Genomic DNA, 17,567 nt, shown 5'->3' on the forward strand with positions numbered 1-17,567 from the left:
TAAAAAGCAATCAGGTCTAGGACAACAGGGGCGGTGCCTCACTCAACGTTATGCCCGGAGTGTGATGTCAGCAGTTGCAAGCAACGCTGTCATCGTTCTGGTGGACAATAGGCACCCTAAATCAGCTCTGCATCATTCCCAGGGTTTATGAAGCCTAAGGCGAACATAAGAGGTGGAATGAGCATCTACGGAATAGATATTGCACAAGGCGTGCCAACTTCTGGCAGATGCTCGCCGGACTTTGCATAAAAACAACTATTCTATTGAATTACAAAACATTTAATTATTTTCACACCGATAACGAGGTCCGCACTCCTGCGCCATTCTCTTGGCCTGTCGCAGTAAACTATGTCGCCTTAGAACGACGACTTAAGCCAAAGTAATTTTTATCAAACAAAATCATCATGTTATATGTCTCAACCTGACGACAATACATGATGCTCGTGTCGCTGAAACCCAACGACGAGCCAAAACCCGCGGACAGGAAGGACAAGGACAAGGACAAGGACAAGGACAAGGACAAGGACAAGGACAAGGACAAGGCTAAAGAAAATAAAAAGTGCGGATTACAGAAAGCGAAAAGCCCGTTCATTGCTGAACGGGCTTTTCTGAAAGTGGTCGGCGAGAGAGGATTCGAACCTCCGACCCACTGGTCCCAAACCAGTTGCGCTACCAAGCTGCGCTACTCGCCGATTTCTTGTTGCACATACTACTGAATTTTATCGCTTATGTCTATGTAAATATTAAAATTTATCAGACATTTTGTGTGGTGCGAAGAGAGGGACTTGAACCCTCACGTCCGTAAGAACACTAACACCTGAAGCTAGCGCGTCTACCAATTCCGCCACCTTCGCACAGTCACAAAACAGCTTACAATTCTTCACTTCTCTTAGGAAGTGGGGTGGCTAATGGGACTCGAACCCACGACAACTGGAATCACAATCCAGGGCTCTACCAACTGAGCTATAGCCACCATTACTTCTTAACTTCACGCGGTAATACTACCACCGCAGCTCTTGCACACAAACTTAATGGTGCGCCCGACAGGATTCGAACCTGAGACCTCTGCCTCCGGAGGGCAGCGCTCTATCCAGCTGAGCTACGGGCGCATAGCGCCGTTGCGGGAGGGGATACTACGGATTTAACCCAATCCTGTCTAGTGCTTTTTCGCAGAAATGTTGCGTTTGATTACGCTTTGCTCACTCCCACGCAAGAAAGCGCTATCCGTAGCCCCTTTTTACCGGTTATTGCTGCATTTCTGCCCGCTTTTCAGCCGGATGATGTTTCTTGTGCATGCCGAAAGCAAAGTAACACAGGCTAACACCCGCTAAGAAAATCGCCCCGACCAGCAAAGAAATTCGCGTATCCGGGTTAATTCCCATGCCAATCAGCACGCAGACCAGAAAAGCGATGGTCAGATAGTTCACATACGGGAACATCACTGACTTGAAACTGTGGGTTTTGATCGCTTCTTTATGAGCGCGACGGAAATACAGCTGGCTGATCAGCACCACAAACCACGGCACCATGCCAGGCAGCACGCTGGCGCTGTAGACGTAAACAAACACCTGCTGCGGATTCGGAATGAGGTAGTTCAACCCGGAGCCGACCAGCAGGCAGACGATGGTCACGGCAATGCAGTTCACCGGCACGCCGCTGGCGGACAGCTTGGTCAACGAAGCGGGCAGTTGGCGGTTCTTGGCCAGGGCGTACAACATGCGGCCACCGCTGTACATGCCGCTGTTGCAGCCGGACAGCGCCGCAGTCAGCACCACGAAGTTAATGATACCGGCGGCGGCGACGATGCCGATCTTGGCGAAGGTCAGCACGAACGGGCTGCCGGTAGTGCCGATACCGTTCCATGGGAAGATAGTGACGATGACAAAGATGGCGCCGACATAGAAGATCAGGATGCGCCACAGGATATTGTTAATCGCGCGTTTCAGCGTAACCTGCGGGTTCTTGGCTTCGCCGGCGGTAATACCGACCAGCTCAACCCCCTGATAGGACGCCACGACAATACACAGCGCGAACAGGAAGCCCTTCCAGCCGCCGGCAAAGAAGCCGCCGTGCTGCGTAAGATTGGCAAAGCCGATCGGCTCACCGCCGTTGCCAAAGCCAAAGAAGATCACTCCCAGTCCCACCAGAATCATCACAATGATGGTGGTCACCTTAATCATGGCAAACCAGAACTCCAGCTCGCCGTAAAGGCGCACCGCCGCCAGGTTGGCCAGCGCCACCATCGCCACGGCGATCAGCGCCGGCACCCACTGCGGGATTTCCGGGAACCAGAACTGCACATAGACCCCAATGGCAGTGATTTCGGAGATGCCAACGGCAATCCACATAAACCAATAGCCCCAGGCGGTGAGGTAACCGAAATACGGCCCCATATATTTATGCGCATAAACGGCAAAAGAGCCCGCTACCGGCTCCAGAAACAGCATTTCGCCCATCGAGCGCATAATAAAGAACACGAACAGCCCGGCGATGATATAGGCCAACAAGACCGATGGCCCCGCCCATTTCAACGTGCTGGCCGACCCCATAAACAGACCGACGCCAATGGTGCCGCCCAGAGCAATCAGCTCAATATGCCGGGCTTCGAGCCCCCGGTGCAGTCCTTGCGGTTTTTCAATGTGTGCCATAAATCCTCAATGATGTTTTTTTGATTGTGTTTGCATGCCGGCCGCTGCCGGTCGTTATTGTTTTTTGATGAAAATAGAGTAAATCATCCCCCGCCGCTTTGGCTGACATCGATATGTGATCGGGGCGATCTTACGGCGAGAAAAACGTCGTTCAGCACTACCGCACCGGGCGCCGGCAACTGGGGATAATTTCCGGACGGTATCGTTTCGCATTTTGCTGCTATAAGCAAACCGCAACTTAAAACTTTATGGAATAAATGAGGGTGGGCTTAGGGTCTGAGGTTATAGAGGTGCTGGCTAATACGTCATAAAGCAGGTTATTTGAACAAACGAATACGTCAGGGCAGCACGAAAAACCCCGACGTAGTTATCACATCTTACCGCGATAGTAGTAACTCACGAACTTCAGCAGTTTCAACTGACGGCCAATCCGGCTGGGTTGACTGAGCAGCCGGTAGAGCCACTCCAGACCCAGATTCTGCCAGACCCTTGGCGCGCGTTTCACGTGACCGGTGAACACGTCGTAGGTCCCGCCTACGCCCATATACAATGCCTGCGGATGCACCTTGCGGCAGTCGCGCATCAGGATTTCCTGTTTCGGCGATCCCATGGCAACCGTCACTATAGCGGCGCCGCTGACGCGGATGCGTTCAAACAGCGCATCGCGCTGTTCAGGCTTGAAGTAACCATCCTGGCTGCCGACCAGGTTCACATTCCACTGGCTGCGCAGCTTCTGCTCGGTTTCCGCCAATACCGAAGGTTTGCCGCCAATCAGGAACACCGGCGTCCCCTCACGACCGGCACGCTGCATCAGCGCTTCCCACAGATCGGCTCCCGCTACGCGCGACACCTCGGCACCCGGATATTTGCGGCGGATTGATCGCACCATGCTGATACCGTCGGCATATTTGTATTCCGCTTCGTCCAGCAACGCATGCAACGCCGCATCTTCCTCCGCCTTCAGTATCTTTTCTGCGTTCATCGCCACCAGCGTGCCCTGCTTTACCTGGCCGCCGTCAAACAGAAAATCCATGCATTGCGCCATATCGCGAAATCCCCAAAGGCTGAAACCGCGCAGCTCGTATTTGGGAACCCTAATCGTTGCTTCCATCGTTATTCTTATCCTTACAGAAGACCGTCGGCGCGTGGGGAGGATACCGGCGATGCCAGCCTGCGTGAACGCAGCACCCGAGCCTTAATCAAACCGGCAGTGTCAAACAGCCAGTACAGCAATTTCGCCATCAACAGACAGGCGCCAAAAATAAGGCAGAAGAACACCACCCGCGAGACAAACGAATCCACGCCTTCCCTCGCCAATACGATAATGTTGAACACCGCACCAAAGCAGAAACTCTGCAATATGGCCGCCTTGTAGCGGTTAGGCTCGCTTTTGCCCATTTCGTACAGCCAGTCGAACCATTTGATGATCATGCCAACCAGCACGGCACCGACAGGGATGAACAACGCACCGCCCATCACCACCAGCGACCCGATCAGCGTCGGTGAGATCGCCAGGCCGGAATGGTTATCCAGCACTTCCCAGGTGAAGTAGTTGGCGGTATTCAGCACCGTATCCGGACGGCCCGGCCACAGCCAAGCAGGAATGAACACGTAGAAATCACGCACTATCGGCGCCAATCCCTGGAAGTCGATTTTGTCGTAGTTTTGCAGCAACAGCGCCAGGTTTTCCCATGGCGAGAAGGTATCTCGCGTCAGGTAAAGGAAGGTGTAGAACGCTTCAGAGCCGCTGACGTCGAGGCTATAACGTTTTAACGCCAGCCAGAACATGCCGACGATGCCGAACACGCCGGCGGCCACCAGCATCCACAACGAGATCCAGCCGCGGACAATGCCGATAAACAGAAACAGCGAGAAAGCGATGATGATATTGGCGCGGGTGCCGCCGACAATCACGTAGGTCAGGATGCCGAAGGCCACCGTAGCCGCCAGAAAGAAGAACCAGGCGCGCAGATCCTGTTTCAGGAAATACACCACCAGCATTGCCGGAATAAAGAAATAGAAGAAACGCTTGAGCGCTACGCCAGACACATCGCTGGAGAAAATCTGGCTATAAGAGTTAAGCTTGAACAGCAGGAAACCGTTTTGCATGAAGAAAATGCCCACGGTACCGATCGCCACCAGCGCCAGCAATATCCAGGTCAGATTGGTTTCCACCCGGTTCATGGTAAAGACCGGCTTACGCGGCCGTACGCTGGGCTTACGCAGCCGGGTCTTGTAGCTGACGTAATAAATCGCGTAAAACGCGGTAGCGGAGAGAATGGCGTACAGCAAGAACTCGACCGGCACCACCTCGACGTCGAACTGAAACACCAGCAGACACGTCAGCGGAAAGCCGAAGTAAAACGTCAGCAAGTACAACAGGGAAAAGAAAACGTTGAAGTTAAAGCGGATACGCCGAAACTCCTGATAAGTCAGCGTAAGAATAAACAGCACGCTGACCAGATAGACGACAAACAATCCGCCAAATTGCGCCAACGTCATGAGCCTTCCCCCGCAGCCAGCGCCAATGCCTGTTGCCAGCCATCGACGTAGTTTGGATTAAAGAAAGCGATCGCCTGTTTATCTACCGACGCCAGTTGGCGCTGCGCCTCGCGCACCACCGCTTCATCCAGCGAATCGCCGTAGAACAGCACCGGCAGATGCTGCTCCGCCAAATCCTGCCAGAACGGGTTCTGCCGGCTGAGCACGAACGGCACACCGAACTGAATCAGCAAACACAGGGTGCCGATACCCTGCTGACGGTTAAAAATAAAATAACCGAGATCGCATTCGCGCAGGATGTTCAGGTAATCGTCGAATGCCACCTGTTGCGTCAGCAACTGCAGGTTCTTGTCGCTGAACCATTGCAGCCCGGCGGTACGCACCTGGTCGATATAGGCGTCGTTGTTGGCCGGATAACCCATCGGCAGGATCACGCGCACGTCCGCGCCGAACTGCTGGTGGATCGCTTTTAGCGCTTCAACATGACGGTTGGTACGATCGCCGGAATTCCCTACCAGAATGGTCATGGGCCCGGCCAGGTTCTTCTCCACGCTGATGCCGGTCAGGGCCGGGTCCATTCGCGTTGGAAAATACAGCAGGGAGGCCGGCACGCGCGCATGGCGCTGCTGGTAATGGATCACGTCGCCGCGGGTCGCAAATACACGCCCCACCCGCCCTTGCGCGATGCGGCGCAGTACATAGAACAGGCGGAATTTCCAACTGGTGGCGTCCTCGTACAGATCCGCGCCCCAGATATGCCAGCTCACCTGGCGAGCTTTGATTTTACCGCTCAGCAACGCCAGCCACAGCGTAGGATTAAACTGGCCATGCAGGAAGAAACGCTGATTACGATCGGCCTGAGCGCGAGCAATCACCGCCGCCGCCAGGCTTTTTTTATCCGGGAAAGCCTCGATGCTCAACTCGGGAAAATCGCCCAGCGCCGCTACGTCTCTGGCTGCCACCATAAAATGGCGCGTCTGTTCGGACGGCAGGCGCTTCGCCAACACGTCGTTGAAGAAACGCAGCACCGTCTGATTGTGATGCGGGATATCAGAACCCAATACGTGAATCAGTATGGTCATACTCGTCTACGATAAAGAAGAAATACGCAGCTACAGAGCGCGAAATACACAATGTAGGTTGCCATGTAAGCCTGCGCCGCACCCAATGCGCCGTGCAGCGGTATCAACCAGTGCGAAAACAGCGTCAGCAGCAGAAATTGGCTGACTTCCGTCAGAATGTAAAAACGCAGCGACGCCTTGGCGATAACCAGGTAGCCAAAGACATAGGCGCCCACCTTCAGTACATCGCCCACCAGTTGCCAGGCGAACAGATCGCGCATGGCGACGAACTTGTCTGTGAACAGAAACCAGATGGCGAAGTCGCGCAGTAGCCAGACGGTGAAACTTGCCGCCGCCACGGCGGGCAGCACAAACTTCAGCGAACGTACGATCTCCTGCGAGATGGCGCTTTTTTCCTTCAGCCGCGACAGCGTTGGCAGCAGGTAGACAGTAAACGAAGCGGTGATAAACTGCAGATAAGCGTCGGAAATGCTGCTGACACCCTGCCAAATCCCCACCTCGTCCCAACTGTAATGGCTGGCCAGCAGGTTACGCATCATCACATAGGCCACCGGCAGCGTCACTGAGGTGATCAACGCCATGATGGTGAACTTGCCTAGATGACTGGCCAGCGCCTTGTCCCAGGCCAGCGCCAGATAGCTCAGCGGCAAGGTTTTGCGCCGCCACAACATGAAGCCGGCGGGCAATACCGCCAATGCCGGCACCAGCGCCAATCCTGCCAGAGCGCCTTCATAGCCGCCCAGCGTAAAGCACAGGTAGTACGCCACCACGCCAATCAGGCTGCCGCCAATCACCGCCAACGCGTTGCCCATCGCATCGCGGTAGCCTTTCAGCACCGCCATAAACAGGTTGGCGTAGGCGATACCCATCTGAATAAAGGCCACCGCACGCACCACGTTCACATACTCGGCGTGACCGAACAGCGCGATGCTGATGGGAACGGCTGCGAATAAAAACACCAGCGCCAACAGCGTGGAGAAGCCCAGCACGATAGTCGACGCCGTGCCGACGGCCAGGCGCAACCGCTGCGGATCCTGATGGTATTCGGCAACGTATTTCGTGATGCCGTTAAAAATCCCGGCACCGGACAACACGCCCAGCACGGTGATCAACTGGCGGAAGTTACCCGCCTGCCCAACGCCGCTGGGGCCAAACGCCACCGCCAGCAGTTTCACCACCAATAACCCCACGCCAATTTTGATCAGCGTGGAGCCGGCGGTCCAAATCGATGCTTTTGCCAACGACATATCAGGCGAAGAAACTAAGAATGGTATTGATCACCGTACGCTGATTAACGTCAGACATATTATAGAACAGAGGCAGGCGCACCAGACGCGCGCTTTCCTGGCTGGTGAAGCGGTCTTCACCGGCAAAGCGGCCAAAACGATCGCCCGCCGGGCAGTCATGCAGCGGAATGTAATGGAATACCGCCATGATTTCGGCTTCTTTCAGATAATCGATAAACGCCGTGCGATCTTCAATATCACGCAGTTTGATATAGAACATGTGCGCATTCTGCACGCAGTCCGCCGGAATGGTCGGCAAGACGATGCGGCCGGCCTCGGCCAGCGGCAGGAAGCTGTCATAATAGTTCTGCCATAGCGCCAGGCGGCGCTGGTTGATGCGATCGGCAACCTCGAGCTGGCCCCACAGGTAAGCGGCCTGCAGATCTGACATCAGATAGCTGGAGCCGATATCGCGCCAGGTGTACTTGTCGACCTGCCCACGGAAGAACTGGCTACGGTTGGTGCCTTTCTCGCGAATGACTTCCGCCCGGTCGATCAGCGCCGGATCGTTAATCAGCGTGGCGCCACCCTCACCGCCTGCGGTGTAGTTTTTGGTTTCGTGGAAGCTGAAACAGCCAATATGGCCGATGGTGCCGAGCGCTTTACCTTTATAGGTCGACATCACGCCCTGAGCGGCATCTTCCACCACGTACAAATTGTGTTTTTTCGCCAGCGCCATGATGGTGTCCATCTCGCAGGCCACGCCGGCGTAATGAACCGGCACAATGACACGGGTCTTATCGGTGATCGCCGCTTCGATTTTGCTCTCATCGATGTTCATGGTGTCCGGGCGCAGGTCGACGAACACCACTTTAGCGCCGCGCAGCACGAAGGCGTTGGCGGTCGAAACAAAGGTGAAGCTCGGCATGATCACTTCATCGCCCGGCTGAATATCCAACAAGATCGCCGCCATCTCCAGCGAGGCGGTGCAGGAAGGCGTCAACAGCACCTTCGGACAGCCAAAACGCTGCTCCATCCACTGCTGGCAACGACGGGTAAAACCTCCATCGCCACACAGTTTGCCACTGCTCATTGCAGCCTGCATATACTCAAGTTCGGTGCCAACAACCGGTGGTGCGTTAAATGGGATCATGTTTTCCTCTGTATAACCAGTACGAGGTGCTTTCGATAGCGGCACCCTGTCGTTGATAGAGCCGTAACGCGGCGATATTACCTATCTGGGTGGCGACCCGCAGGCGCTGCAGCGACCGGCACTCTGCGATAGCAGCCGCCATCAATCGGGAGCCAATCCCTTTGCCGGATGCACCGGGGAACGCCGCTAAAAGGCCGATTCGCGCCTCCTGGCCACCGATATCACGCAGGCTGACAAACCCTTCAGGCTGCCCAGCCTCGTCCAGCGCCAGCAGGCACTGGTGGTCAAAAGTCCCCAATACCGCTTTTTCTATCCACATGGCATAGAAACGGCCACTGTCATGAACGCCATACCAGGGCGCGCGAAAACGGCTGGCAGTGAACACCTTGGCCGCCGCGTCACGCAGCGCCGGGATATCGCCCGGCACTGCCGGACGGATGGCCAGTGGCAGCACTCTCTGGGAGGAAGCACATTCCGTGCCGATGTTCAGTACCAGATCGACTTCACCTTCAACCAGTTGAAACCCCAACCTGGCCAATCCATCCGCCCAGGCCGTTTGATGGGCAGGAATTTTGGCCTGCACCAGCGTGTAGGCGTTCAAATCGGCTTCAGCGAGTATGGGGGCTGCCGTGGCAAAATTGAGCTTTGCGCTGTTAAGGGCAAAAAACTCGGTTTCCCAGGCTAAGGGCTCAATACTGGCGCGGACGTGCATGCAATAAATCCAGCAGGTACTTACCGTAACCGGTTTTTAGCAAGGATTGCGCGGCGCGTTTCACGCCGTCATCGTCCAGCCAGCCATTGCGCCAGGCTATCTCTTCCAGGCAGGCAATTTTAAAGCCCTGACGTTTTTCCACCGTCTGCACAAAGCTGCTGGCTTCCAGCAGGCTGTCGTGGGTGCCGGTATCCAGCCAGGCGAAACCACGGCCCAGCAGCTCGACGGTCAGCTCACCACGCTCCAGGTACATCTGGTTAATGCTGGTGATTTCCAACTCGCCACGCTCGGAAGGTTTGACCTGTTTGGCAAACTCCACCACCTGATTATCGTAGAAATACAGGCCGGTCACCGCCCAATTGGATTTAGGTTGCTGCGGTTTTTCCTCGATCGACAGTGCGCGGAAATTATCGTCAAATTCCACCACGCCGAAGCGCTCGGGATCCATCACCTGATAACCGAACACGGTAGCGCCTTGCGTACGGGCAGCGACAGTTTTCAGTTTCGGGCTAAAACCTTGGCCAAAGTAGATATTATCACCCAGCACCAGGCAGCTCGGCTCGCCGGCCAGGAATTCTTCACCAATTAAAAATGCCTGTGCCAAGCCATCTGGGCTAGGTTGTTCGGCATAACTGAGGGTAATGCCGAACTCTTCTCCGGAGCCCAGCAAACGTCTGAATGAGGGTAAATCTTCCGGGGTGGAGATGATCAGAATGTCGCGGATACCCGCCAGCATCAGCACCGACAGCGGGTAGTAAATCATCGGCTTGTCATATATAGGCAGCAGTTGCTTAGATACGCCACGGGTAATCGGGTGCAGGCGTGTGCCGGAGCCGCCCGCCAGAATAATACCTTTCATACTCACTCCAGACTCCACAGAGCCGCCAAACGGCAGCGGCCTCGCTAAATTTAGTCGGATAAACCTAAACGTTCACCCGCATAGGAACCGTCCTGAACGCGTCGCCACCAGGTTTCGTTGTTCAGATACCAGGAAACCGTTTTGCGGATGCCGCTTTCAAAGGTCTCCTGCGGGCGCCAACCCAGTTCCCGGTCAATCTTTCCGGCATCTATCGCATAACGCATATCATGGCCAGGGCGATCCTTGACGTAAGTAATCAGGTCGCGGTATTTCTCAATGCCCTGCGGCTTGTTCGGTGCCAGTTCTTCCAGCAAATCGCAGATGGTGTGCACCACCTCGATATTTTTGCGCTCGTTGTGGCCGCCGATATTGTAGGTTTCGCCTACCACGCCTTCGGTAACAACCTGGTACAACGCGCGCGCGTGGTCTTCAACATATAGCCAGTCGCGCACCTGCGCACCGTCGCCGTACACCGGCAATGGCTTGCCGGCAACGGCATTGAGGATCACCAGCGGGATCAGCTTCTCCGGGAAGTGATACGGACCGTAGTTATTGGAACAGTTGGTGACGATGGTCGGCAGGCCGTAGGTACGCAACCAGGCGCGCACCAGATGATCGCTGGAGGCTTTAGAAGCCGAGTATGGGCTGCTTGGCGAGTAAGGCGTGGTTTCAGTGAACAGATCGTCCGTACCGTGCAGATCGCCATACACTTCGTCGGTGGAAATGTGGTGGAAACGGAAATTCTGCTTTCTCTCCGCATCCAGCGGATGCCAATAATGGCGAGCCGCCTCCAGCAGGGTGTAGGTCCCCACCACGTTGGTTTCAATAAATGCCGCCGGGCCGTCGATCGAACGGTCAACATGGCTTTCCGCCGCCAGGTGCATGATCACATCCGGCTGATACTGGGCAAGCACCCGATCCAACGCCGCGCGATCGCAGATATCCACCTGTTCAAACGAATAACGTTCGTTGTCGGCAATCACCGCAAGCGACTCAAGATTGCCCGCGTAGGTGAGTTTATCTACCACCATGACGCTGTCTTGCGTAGCGTCGATGATATGCCTCACGACTGCGGAGCCAATAAAGCCGGCCCCCCCAGTGACTAAAATACGTTTCAACGCCATACCCCTTTGGTATCCACTACCCAGGATTGCGTAATTTCTTCCGGCTTGATCGCTTTGAATTGCTTATGGTCGACCAGCATTACGATCACATCCGCCTGCTGCAAGGCATCGGCCAACGCTTTCAACGTCACATGGCCGGCCAGGGATTTCGGCAGATGATCAACATTGGGCTCCACCACCAGCGTTTCGCCTACGTGCCAGTCTGCAATCAGATGCGCCACTTCCACCGCCGGGCTTTCGCGCAAATCGTCGATATTCGGCTTGAAAGCCAAACCGAAACAGGCAATTTTCACTTCTGAAGCGCGCTTGTCGCTGGCCGCCAGGCAGTCGGCAACGGCGGCTTTCACACGATCAACCACCCACAGCGGTTTCCCGTCATTCACCAGACGCGCGGTATGGATCAGGCGCGCCTGCTGCGGATTTTGCGACACGATAAACCACGGATCGACCGCAATGCAGTGGCCACCGACGCCAGGACCCGGCTGCAGGATATTCACCCGCGGATGGCGATTCGCCAGGCGGATGAGTTCCCAGACGTTGATGCCCTGTTCGGCGCAAATCAGCGACAGCTCATTCGCAAAGGCGATATTCACGTCGCGGAAGCTGTTTTCGGTCAGTTTGCACATCTCGGCGGTGCGTGAATTGGTCACCACGCATTCGCCTTCAAGGAAAATCTTGTACAGCTCACTGGCGCGATCGGAGCATTTTGGCGTCATGCCGCCAATAACGCGATCGTTTTGAATCAGCTCAACCATCACCTGCCCCGGCAGCACACGCTCTGGGCAATAAGCGATATTGACATCGGCGGCTTCACCCACCTGCTGCGGGAAGCTGAGATCGCTGCGCGCCTCGGCCAGCCACTGCGCCATCTGTTCGGTCGCCCCTACCGGCGAGGTGGATTCCAGGATAACCAGGTCACCCTTTTTCAGTACCGGCGCCAGTGATTTGGCGGCGGCCTCGACATAAGCCAGGTCCGGTTCATGATCGCCTTTAAACGGCGTCGGTACCGCAATCAGAAAAGCATCCGCGGCCAAAGGTTTGGTCACCGCTTGCAGGTAACCGCCGTCGACGGCCTCTTTAACCACTTTATCCAGATCGGGCTCAACGATATGAATCGCACCGCGGTTAATGGTGTCTACCGCATGCTGGTTAACATCTACGCCCACCACTTTTTTCTTGCGAGAGGCAAACGCCGCCGCCGTTGGCAGACCGATATACCCCAGGCCAATAACCGAAATAGTGTTAAAACTCATAGTGTCACCTGATGATTCTTCAAAGCTGCGAGAATACGCTGGCAGGCATGCCCGTCACCGTAAGGGTTATGCGCCCGACTCATGGCGTGATATTCCTTTTCGTCCGTCAACAGCCGGGTAACCGCATCAACAATTTTAGCCACGTTGGTGCCGACCAGGCGGACCGTGCCCGCATCCACCGCTTCCGGCCGTTCGGTAGTGTCACGCATGACCAGCACAGGTTTGCCCAACGACGGCGCCTCTTCCTGGATACCGCCGGAGTCGGTCAGGATCATATAAGCGTTAGCCATCAAATACACAAAGGGCAAGTAATCCTGCGGATCGATCAGGATGATGTTATCGATCCCTTTCAGAATGCGGTTGACCGGCTCGCTGACGTTCGGGTTGAGATGCACCGGGTACACCACCTGTACGTCAGGATGGGTGCGGGCAATTTCCGCCAGCGCGCTGCAAATCCGCTCAAACCCGCCGCCGAAGCTTTCGCGGCGGTGGCCGGTCACCAGGATCAATTTTTTGCTGGCATCCAGGAACGGGTAGCGCTGCGCCAGGCTGTCATGCAATGCAGCATCGCCCATTACCCGATCGCGCACCCAGAACAGCGCGTCGATCACCGTGTTGCCGGTAACGAAAATATGATCGTCCGGCAACAGTTCGCGCAGCAGGTTCTGGCGTGAATTTTCCGTCGGTGCAAAATGATACATCGCCAGATGGCCGGTCAGCTTGCGGTTGGCCTCTTCCGGCCACGGCGAGTACAGATCGCCGGTACGCAAGCCCGCCTCCACGTGTCCGACCGGGATACGCTGATAAAAAGCCGCCAGGCTGGTCGCCAGAGTGGTGGTCGTGTCACCGTGGACCAGCACTACATCCGGTTTGAAATCTTCCAGAACGCCTTTCAGGCCTTCCAAAATACGGCAGGTAATCTCACTCAGTCCCTGGCCGGGCTTCATGATATTCAGATCGTAATCCGGCACGATTTCAAATAACCGCAATACTTGATCCAACATCTCACGATGCTGTGCCGTTACGCAGACTCTTGATTCAAAGGCTTCATCCTGAGCCAGGGCATGTACCAGCGGTGCCATTTTGATGGCTTCAGGTCTGGTGCCGAAAACAGTCAACACTTTCACAGCGAATCTCTTTTGGTCGGTTAACCGCAGGCATACCTGCGAATTGGGCGTTCGCACGCCCATAAGCGAATTATTATATTATTTTTAATTACGCGGGCGGCGCACCAGGGCAATACCTGCGCCAACCAAAGCGCCCATCGCGCCCCACATGATCAACCAGAATACCCGCCGCGGGCTGTCACGTTTTACCGGTTCTTCCGGGGTCCGCAAATAGCGGTAAGTCTGAAATTTCTCATCCAGCGTCGGGCCAACATTCAATGTCGACAGCATCGCACGATTTTGATCGTAATCCAGATCGTAAGTTGGCCCTGAAGCCTGCAGCCCTTCCAGACGCGCCTGCAGCATAGGTTTCCCCAGCAGGAACAGATCGGAATCCGGCAATTGTTCGGCCGGCGTATCGGTTTGAGTCCGGCTGATGCCCTGCGTATCGGCAATTTTCAGCGCCTGCTCAATAGTGTTCAGCTCGCGTTTGTAAACCGCGTCCGCCACCGCCTCCTGACGCTTCACCTGCGCCTTCATCGAAGTCGTGCGGGCAGCCCATGCGCCCTGGATTTCTTCATTCAGGTGCTGGGCTGCGCGATGGCTGGCGAATGCCACGTACTGGCGCAACAGGTGATTGGCGTCCGCCGCAGTTTCCGCCGTCAGCTTCACGCCGTCGTTGGGCACTTTTTTGTCATCGCGCGGCGTGAACTGAACGTTGTTAATCAGTTCATCGAGCAATGCCGCATCGGCGCGCGCATCACCTTCCTGACGCTGTTTGTAATAATCGCTCTGCAGCCAGAAATCGCGACGCGTATCGTACGCCGCCAGTTGCATAATGAATTCATTATAGGCTTCGTCAGCAATGCCCGGCTGCTCAGCCGAGACCGCCGGCAGAGTGCGCACATCCAGATTACGCAGGAATTGTTGCTGGGAATAATAGCCGCCCAGCGCATTCACCGTTGGCCTGTCGGTAATCGCCGCGGCGCTCCATTCCTGTTTCACCAGGTAGGAGACGACCAGCGCAACCACCGCGAACAATGCCGCAGTGCCGATAATCCATTGCTTGCCGCGCCACAGGGTACGACACAGGCCACGGATATCGAGTTCGTTATCCACTGCCGGGATATTCTTGTCAGACGTTGTTTCTGGATTCATCACTGCCCAAAAGCCTCTGGTTAAGATACTTGCTTATTGTCGGTCGAACGCCGTAAGCGGCGCTTGATACGCTTAATGTAACGTGCAACACGCCAGGCGCGTTTGATGCAATAACCGTACAAGAAGAAGGCAAGCAAGAATAATGCCAACATTACCCATTCAGGAACAAAAGTAAGACGCTCGCCAAGCACGCCGATTGCCGCCAGCAGCGCTGCCGCCAGGGTAATCAGTACGAAAGCCTGCCGCGGCGTAAAACCTGCGCGCATAATCAAATGGTGAATGTGTTGACGATCGGGGGAGAAGGGGCTCATCCCCTTGCGTAAGCGACGGTACATGATCGCAATCATGTCCATCAGCGGAATAGCGATAATCCACAGGGCGGTAACCGGATTGATGGAGTGGACTTTACCCTGCGAACTTTGCAGCAACAACCAGATGGCGGTGAAGCCGATCAGCGTACTGCCTGCATCCCCCATAAAGACCTTATACCGGCGGCCAAGAATGCCGAGGTTAAGCAGGATATAGGGAACGATGGTGGCAATCATCGCGAAGCACCAGAAAGCCAAATCGGCGTGGCCGCTCAGGTACAGCAAAACACCCAGCGCGCCGAAAGAAACGCACGAAAGCCCACCCAGCAGGCCATCAATGCCGTCCACCATGTTAAAGGCATTGATCGCCGCCCAAACGGCAAACAGCGTGACCAAATAGCCGAAGGGCCCCAACTGCATTTCCCAGTCGCCCAGCACATGGCCGAAACTGCGCAGATAGAGCCCGGCGAAGGCCATCATCGCAATGCCAACCAATGCCTGAACCAACGCGCGAATTTTCACGCTGATATCGAAACGATCGTCGAGAGCACCAACGAACACCAATATACCCGCACAGGTGAGGTAAAGTTTACCGTGCGCAATCGTTTGGTCAGAGATAAGGAAGGCAAAGCACAGCCCGGCATAAACGGAAATACCGCCGACAAGAGGAATTAACCCCTGATGACGTTTACGGTAATTAGGTTTATCAACCAGGCCAATACGTTTTGCTGCTTTACGGGCAACAAAGAGAAACGCCAAAGAAAACAGGAAAACAAATAGAATTTCAGTACTCATAGTGAGTAAGTTCACAGTTAACAGATCTCTGTAGAAGATAAGGCAGCTTAACACGGGCGACAGGTTGCGCCATGGGATCCCGCTACCTTTCAGTCATTTCCTATGACAACAGCCATTCATTCTTACGCCAATGTGTGTGTGCCCGCCGTTTCGACAGCAACAAAGCGCGAACGGCAAAACGCCGACCGCAAATAAGATGAATTCTCAGTAAGTCACAAAAAACTTACATTTCCATTTCTGTTACTTATCGTATCCGCCAAATGCAAAAAACGCCACGACTAGGCGTGGCGTTCTCTGAATTTTTTACTCAATTATGAGCGCATCGTCATTATGAGCGCTTCATCATATCGAAGAATTCATCGTTGGTCTTGGTCATGGCCAACTTGTTAATGAGGAACTCCATCGCATCAATCTCGCCCATCGGGTGAATGATTTTACGCAGGATCCACATTTTTTGCAGTTCTTCAGACGTGGTGAGTAACTCTTCTTTACGGGTACCGGAGCGGTTGTAGTCGATCGCAGGGAATACGCGCTTCTCGGCGATTTTACGCGCCAGATGCAATTCCATGTTGCCGGTACCTTTGAACTCTTCGTAGATAACCTCGTCCATTTTGGAACCGGTATCTACCAGCGCGGTAGCGATGATGGTCAGGCTACCGCCCTCCTCAACGTTACGTGCCGCACCGAAGAAACGCTTAGGACGATGCAGGGCGTTGGCATCCACACCACCGGTCAGCACTTTGCCGGAAGCCGGGACCACGGTGTTGTAGGCACGCGCCAAACGGGTGATGGAGTCAAGAAGGATGATAACGTCTTTCTTGTGCTCAACCAGGCGCTTGGCCTTTTCGATCACCATTTCCGCAACCTGGACGTGACGGGAAGCCGGCTCGTCAAAGGTAGAGGCGATGACTTCACCCTTCACCAGACGCTGCATCTCGGTCACTTCTTCCGGACGCTCGTCGATCAGCAGCACCATCAGCACGCAGTCTGGATGGTTGTAAGCGATGCTTTGCGCAATGTTCTGCAGCAGCATGGTTTTACCGGCTTTCGGTGGAGCAACAATCAGACCACGCTGACCACGGCCAATCGGAGAAGCCAGGTCCAGCACGCGGGCTGTCAGGTCTTCGGTTGAACCGTTGCCGCGTTCCATCCGCAGACGGGAGTTGGCATGCAGTGGGGTTAAGTTCTCGAACAGGATCTTGCTGCGGGCGTTTTCCGGCTTGTCGTAGTTGACTTCGTTGACTTTCAACAGGGCAAAATAGCGCTCGCCTTCTTTTGGCGGACGAATCTTACCGGAAACGGAGTCACCTGTACGGAGGTTGAAACGGCGGATTTGGCTAGGGGATACGTAGATGTCGTCGGGGCCTGCAAGGTAGGAACTGTCTCCAGAGCGGAGGAAACCAAATCCATCCTGCAATATCTCCAACACGCCATCGCCGAAGATATCTTCTCCACTTTTCGCATGCTGCTTAAGGATGGAGAAGATAATGTCCTGCTTGCGCATACGGGCAAGGTTTTCCAGCCCCATATTTTCGCCGAGAGTAATCAGCTCAGAAACCGGCGTATTCTTTAATTCGGTAAGATTCATAGTGGTGGGTTCTTAAACTCGGGGTGTGTCTCGAACTTCTATCGTGAATGGTA

The 17,567-nt window shown here is 55.0% G+C and carries 14 protein-coding genes and 4 tRNA genes; all 18 read right to left on the minus strand.

What is annotated here, in order from left to right:
• Positions 1-615 precede the first annotated feature (615 nt).
• Positions 616-692 (minus strand) — tRNA-Pro (locus ACUTQW_RS17055).
• A gap of 75 nt (positions 693-767) precedes the next feature.
• Positions 768-854 (minus strand) — tRNA-Leu (locus tag ACUTQW_RS17060).
• A 43-nt stretch (positions 855-897) separates the two neighbouring features.
• A tRNA-His gene (locus ACUTQW_RS17065) sits at positions 898-973 on the minus strand.
• Between the two features lie 59 nt (positions 974-1,032).
• Positions 1,033-1,109 (minus strand) — tRNA-Arg (locus ACUTQW_RS17070).
• 135 nt (positions 1,110-1,244) lie between these two features.
• The gene (gene thrP / locus ACUTQW_RS17075; protein ID WP_004950898.1) at positions 1,245-2,648 is read right to left on the minus strand and encodes a bifunctional threonine/serine APC transporter ThrP; all 1,404 of its coding nucleotides are present in this window, start codon (positions 2,646-2,648) and stop codon (positions 1,245-1,247) included.
• A gap of 370 nt (positions 2,649-3,018) precedes the next feature.
• Complete coding sequence (gene wecG, locus ACUTQW_RS17080) at positions 3,019-3,759, minus strand: lipopolysaccharide N-acetylmannosaminouronosyltransferase (protein WP_006323014.1); 741 nt, start codon at positions 3,757-3,759, stop codon at positions 3,019-3,021.
• A gap of 14 nt (positions 3,760-3,773) precedes the next feature.
• The gene (gene wzyE / locus ACUTQW_RS17085; RefSeq protein WP_004950893.1) at positions 3,774-5,150 is read right to left on the minus strand and encodes an ECA oligosaccharide polymerase; all 1,377 of its coding nucleotides are present in this window, start codon (positions 5,148-5,150) and stop codon (positions 3,774-3,776) included.
• Positions 5,147-6,232, minus strand: a complete 1,086-nt coding sequence (locus tag ACUTQW_RS17090) for a TDP-N-acetylfucosamine:lipid II N-acetylfucosaminyltransferase (protein WP_006323012.1) — start codon at positions 6,230-6,232, stop codon at positions 5,147-5,149. The genes wzyE and ACUTQW_RS17090 overlap by 4 nt, the downstream gene beginning before the upstream one ends.
• Entirely contained in the window at positions 6,229-7,479 is a 1,251-nt protein-coding gene (gene wzxE / locus ACUTQW_RS17095) for a lipid III flippase WzxE (RefSeq protein ID WP_445654918.1), read from the minus strand. Before wzxE ends, ACUTQW_RS17090 begins: the two co-directional genes overlap by 4 nt.
• A gap of 1 nt (position 7,480) precedes the next feature.
• Positions 7,481-8,611, minus strand: coding sequence for a dTDP-4-amino-4,6-dideoxygalactose transaminase (rffA, locus tag ACUTQW_RS17100; RefSeq protein ID WP_064798604.1), 1,131 nt, complete (start codon positions 8,609-8,611; stop codon positions 7,481-7,483).
• Positions 8,598-9,323 carry a dTDP-4-amino-4,6-dideoxy-D-galactose acyltransferase gene (rffC, locus tag ACUTQW_RS17105; RefSeq protein WP_020438287.1) on the minus strand — a complete coding sequence of 242 codons (726 nt, stop codon included), beginning with the start codon at positions 9,321-9,323 and terminating at the stop codon, positions 8,598-8,600. The genes rffA and rffC overlap by 14 nt, the downstream gene beginning before the upstream one ends.
• Entirely contained in the window at positions 9,301-10,182 is an 882-nt protein-coding gene (rfbA, locus tag ACUTQW_RS17110) for a glucose-1-phosphate thymidylyltransferase RfbA (RefSeq protein ID WP_006323006.1), read from the minus strand. The genes rffC and rfbA overlap by 23 nt, the downstream gene beginning before the upstream one ends.
• A gap of 50 nt (positions 10,183-10,232) precedes the next feature.
• Positions 10,233-11,306 (minus strand): dTDP-glucose 4,6-dehydratase, encoded by a 1,074-nt coding sequence (gene rffG, locus ACUTQW_RS17115; RefSeq protein WP_201087281.1) that lies wholly within the window; start codon positions 11,304-11,306, stop codon positions 10,233-10,235.
• Positions 11,297-12,559 (minus strand): UDP-N-acetyl-D-mannosamine dehydrogenase, encoded by a 1,263-nt coding sequence (wecC, locus tag ACUTQW_RS17120; protein ID WP_020438285.1) that lies wholly within the window; start codon positions 12,557-12,559, stop codon positions 11,297-11,299. The genes rffG and wecC overlap by 10 nt, the downstream gene beginning before the upstream one ends.
• Positions 12,556-13,686: a non-hydrolyzing UDP-N-acetylglucosamine 2-epimerase gene (wecB, locus tag ACUTQW_RS17125; RefSeq protein WP_006323003.1), complete on the minus strand. Its 1,131-nt coding sequence runs from the start codon at positions 13,684-13,686 to the stop codon at positions 12,556-12,558. The genes wecC and wecB overlap by 4 nt, the downstream gene beginning before the upstream one ends.
• 84 nt (positions 13,687-13,770) lie before the next feature.
• On the minus strand, positions 13,771-14,823 hold the full coding sequence (gene wzzE / locus ACUTQW_RS17130) for an ECA polysaccharide chain length modulation protein (protein WP_004950878.1): 1,053 nt from the start codon (positions 14,821-14,823) through the stop codon (positions 13,771-13,773).
• 20 nt (positions 14,824-14,843) lie between these two features.
• Positions 14,844-15,941: a UDP-N-acetylglucosamine--undecaprenyl-phosphate N-acetylglucosaminephosphotransferase gene (wecA, locus tag ACUTQW_RS17135; RefSeq protein ID WP_086012850.1), complete on the minus strand. Its 1,098-nt coding sequence runs from the start codon at positions 15,939-15,941 to the stop codon at positions 14,844-14,846.
• Between the two features lie 313 nt (positions 15,942-16,254).
• On the minus strand, positions 16,255-17,514 hold the full coding sequence (rho, locus tag ACUTQW_RS17140; protein WP_004950874.1) for a transcription termination factor Rho: 1,260 nt from the start codon (positions 17,512-17,514) through the stop codon (positions 16,255-16,257).
• Between the last annotated feature and the right edge of the window lie 53 nt (positions 17,515-17,567).

The organism is Serratia sp. TSA_7, assembly GCF_052692135.1.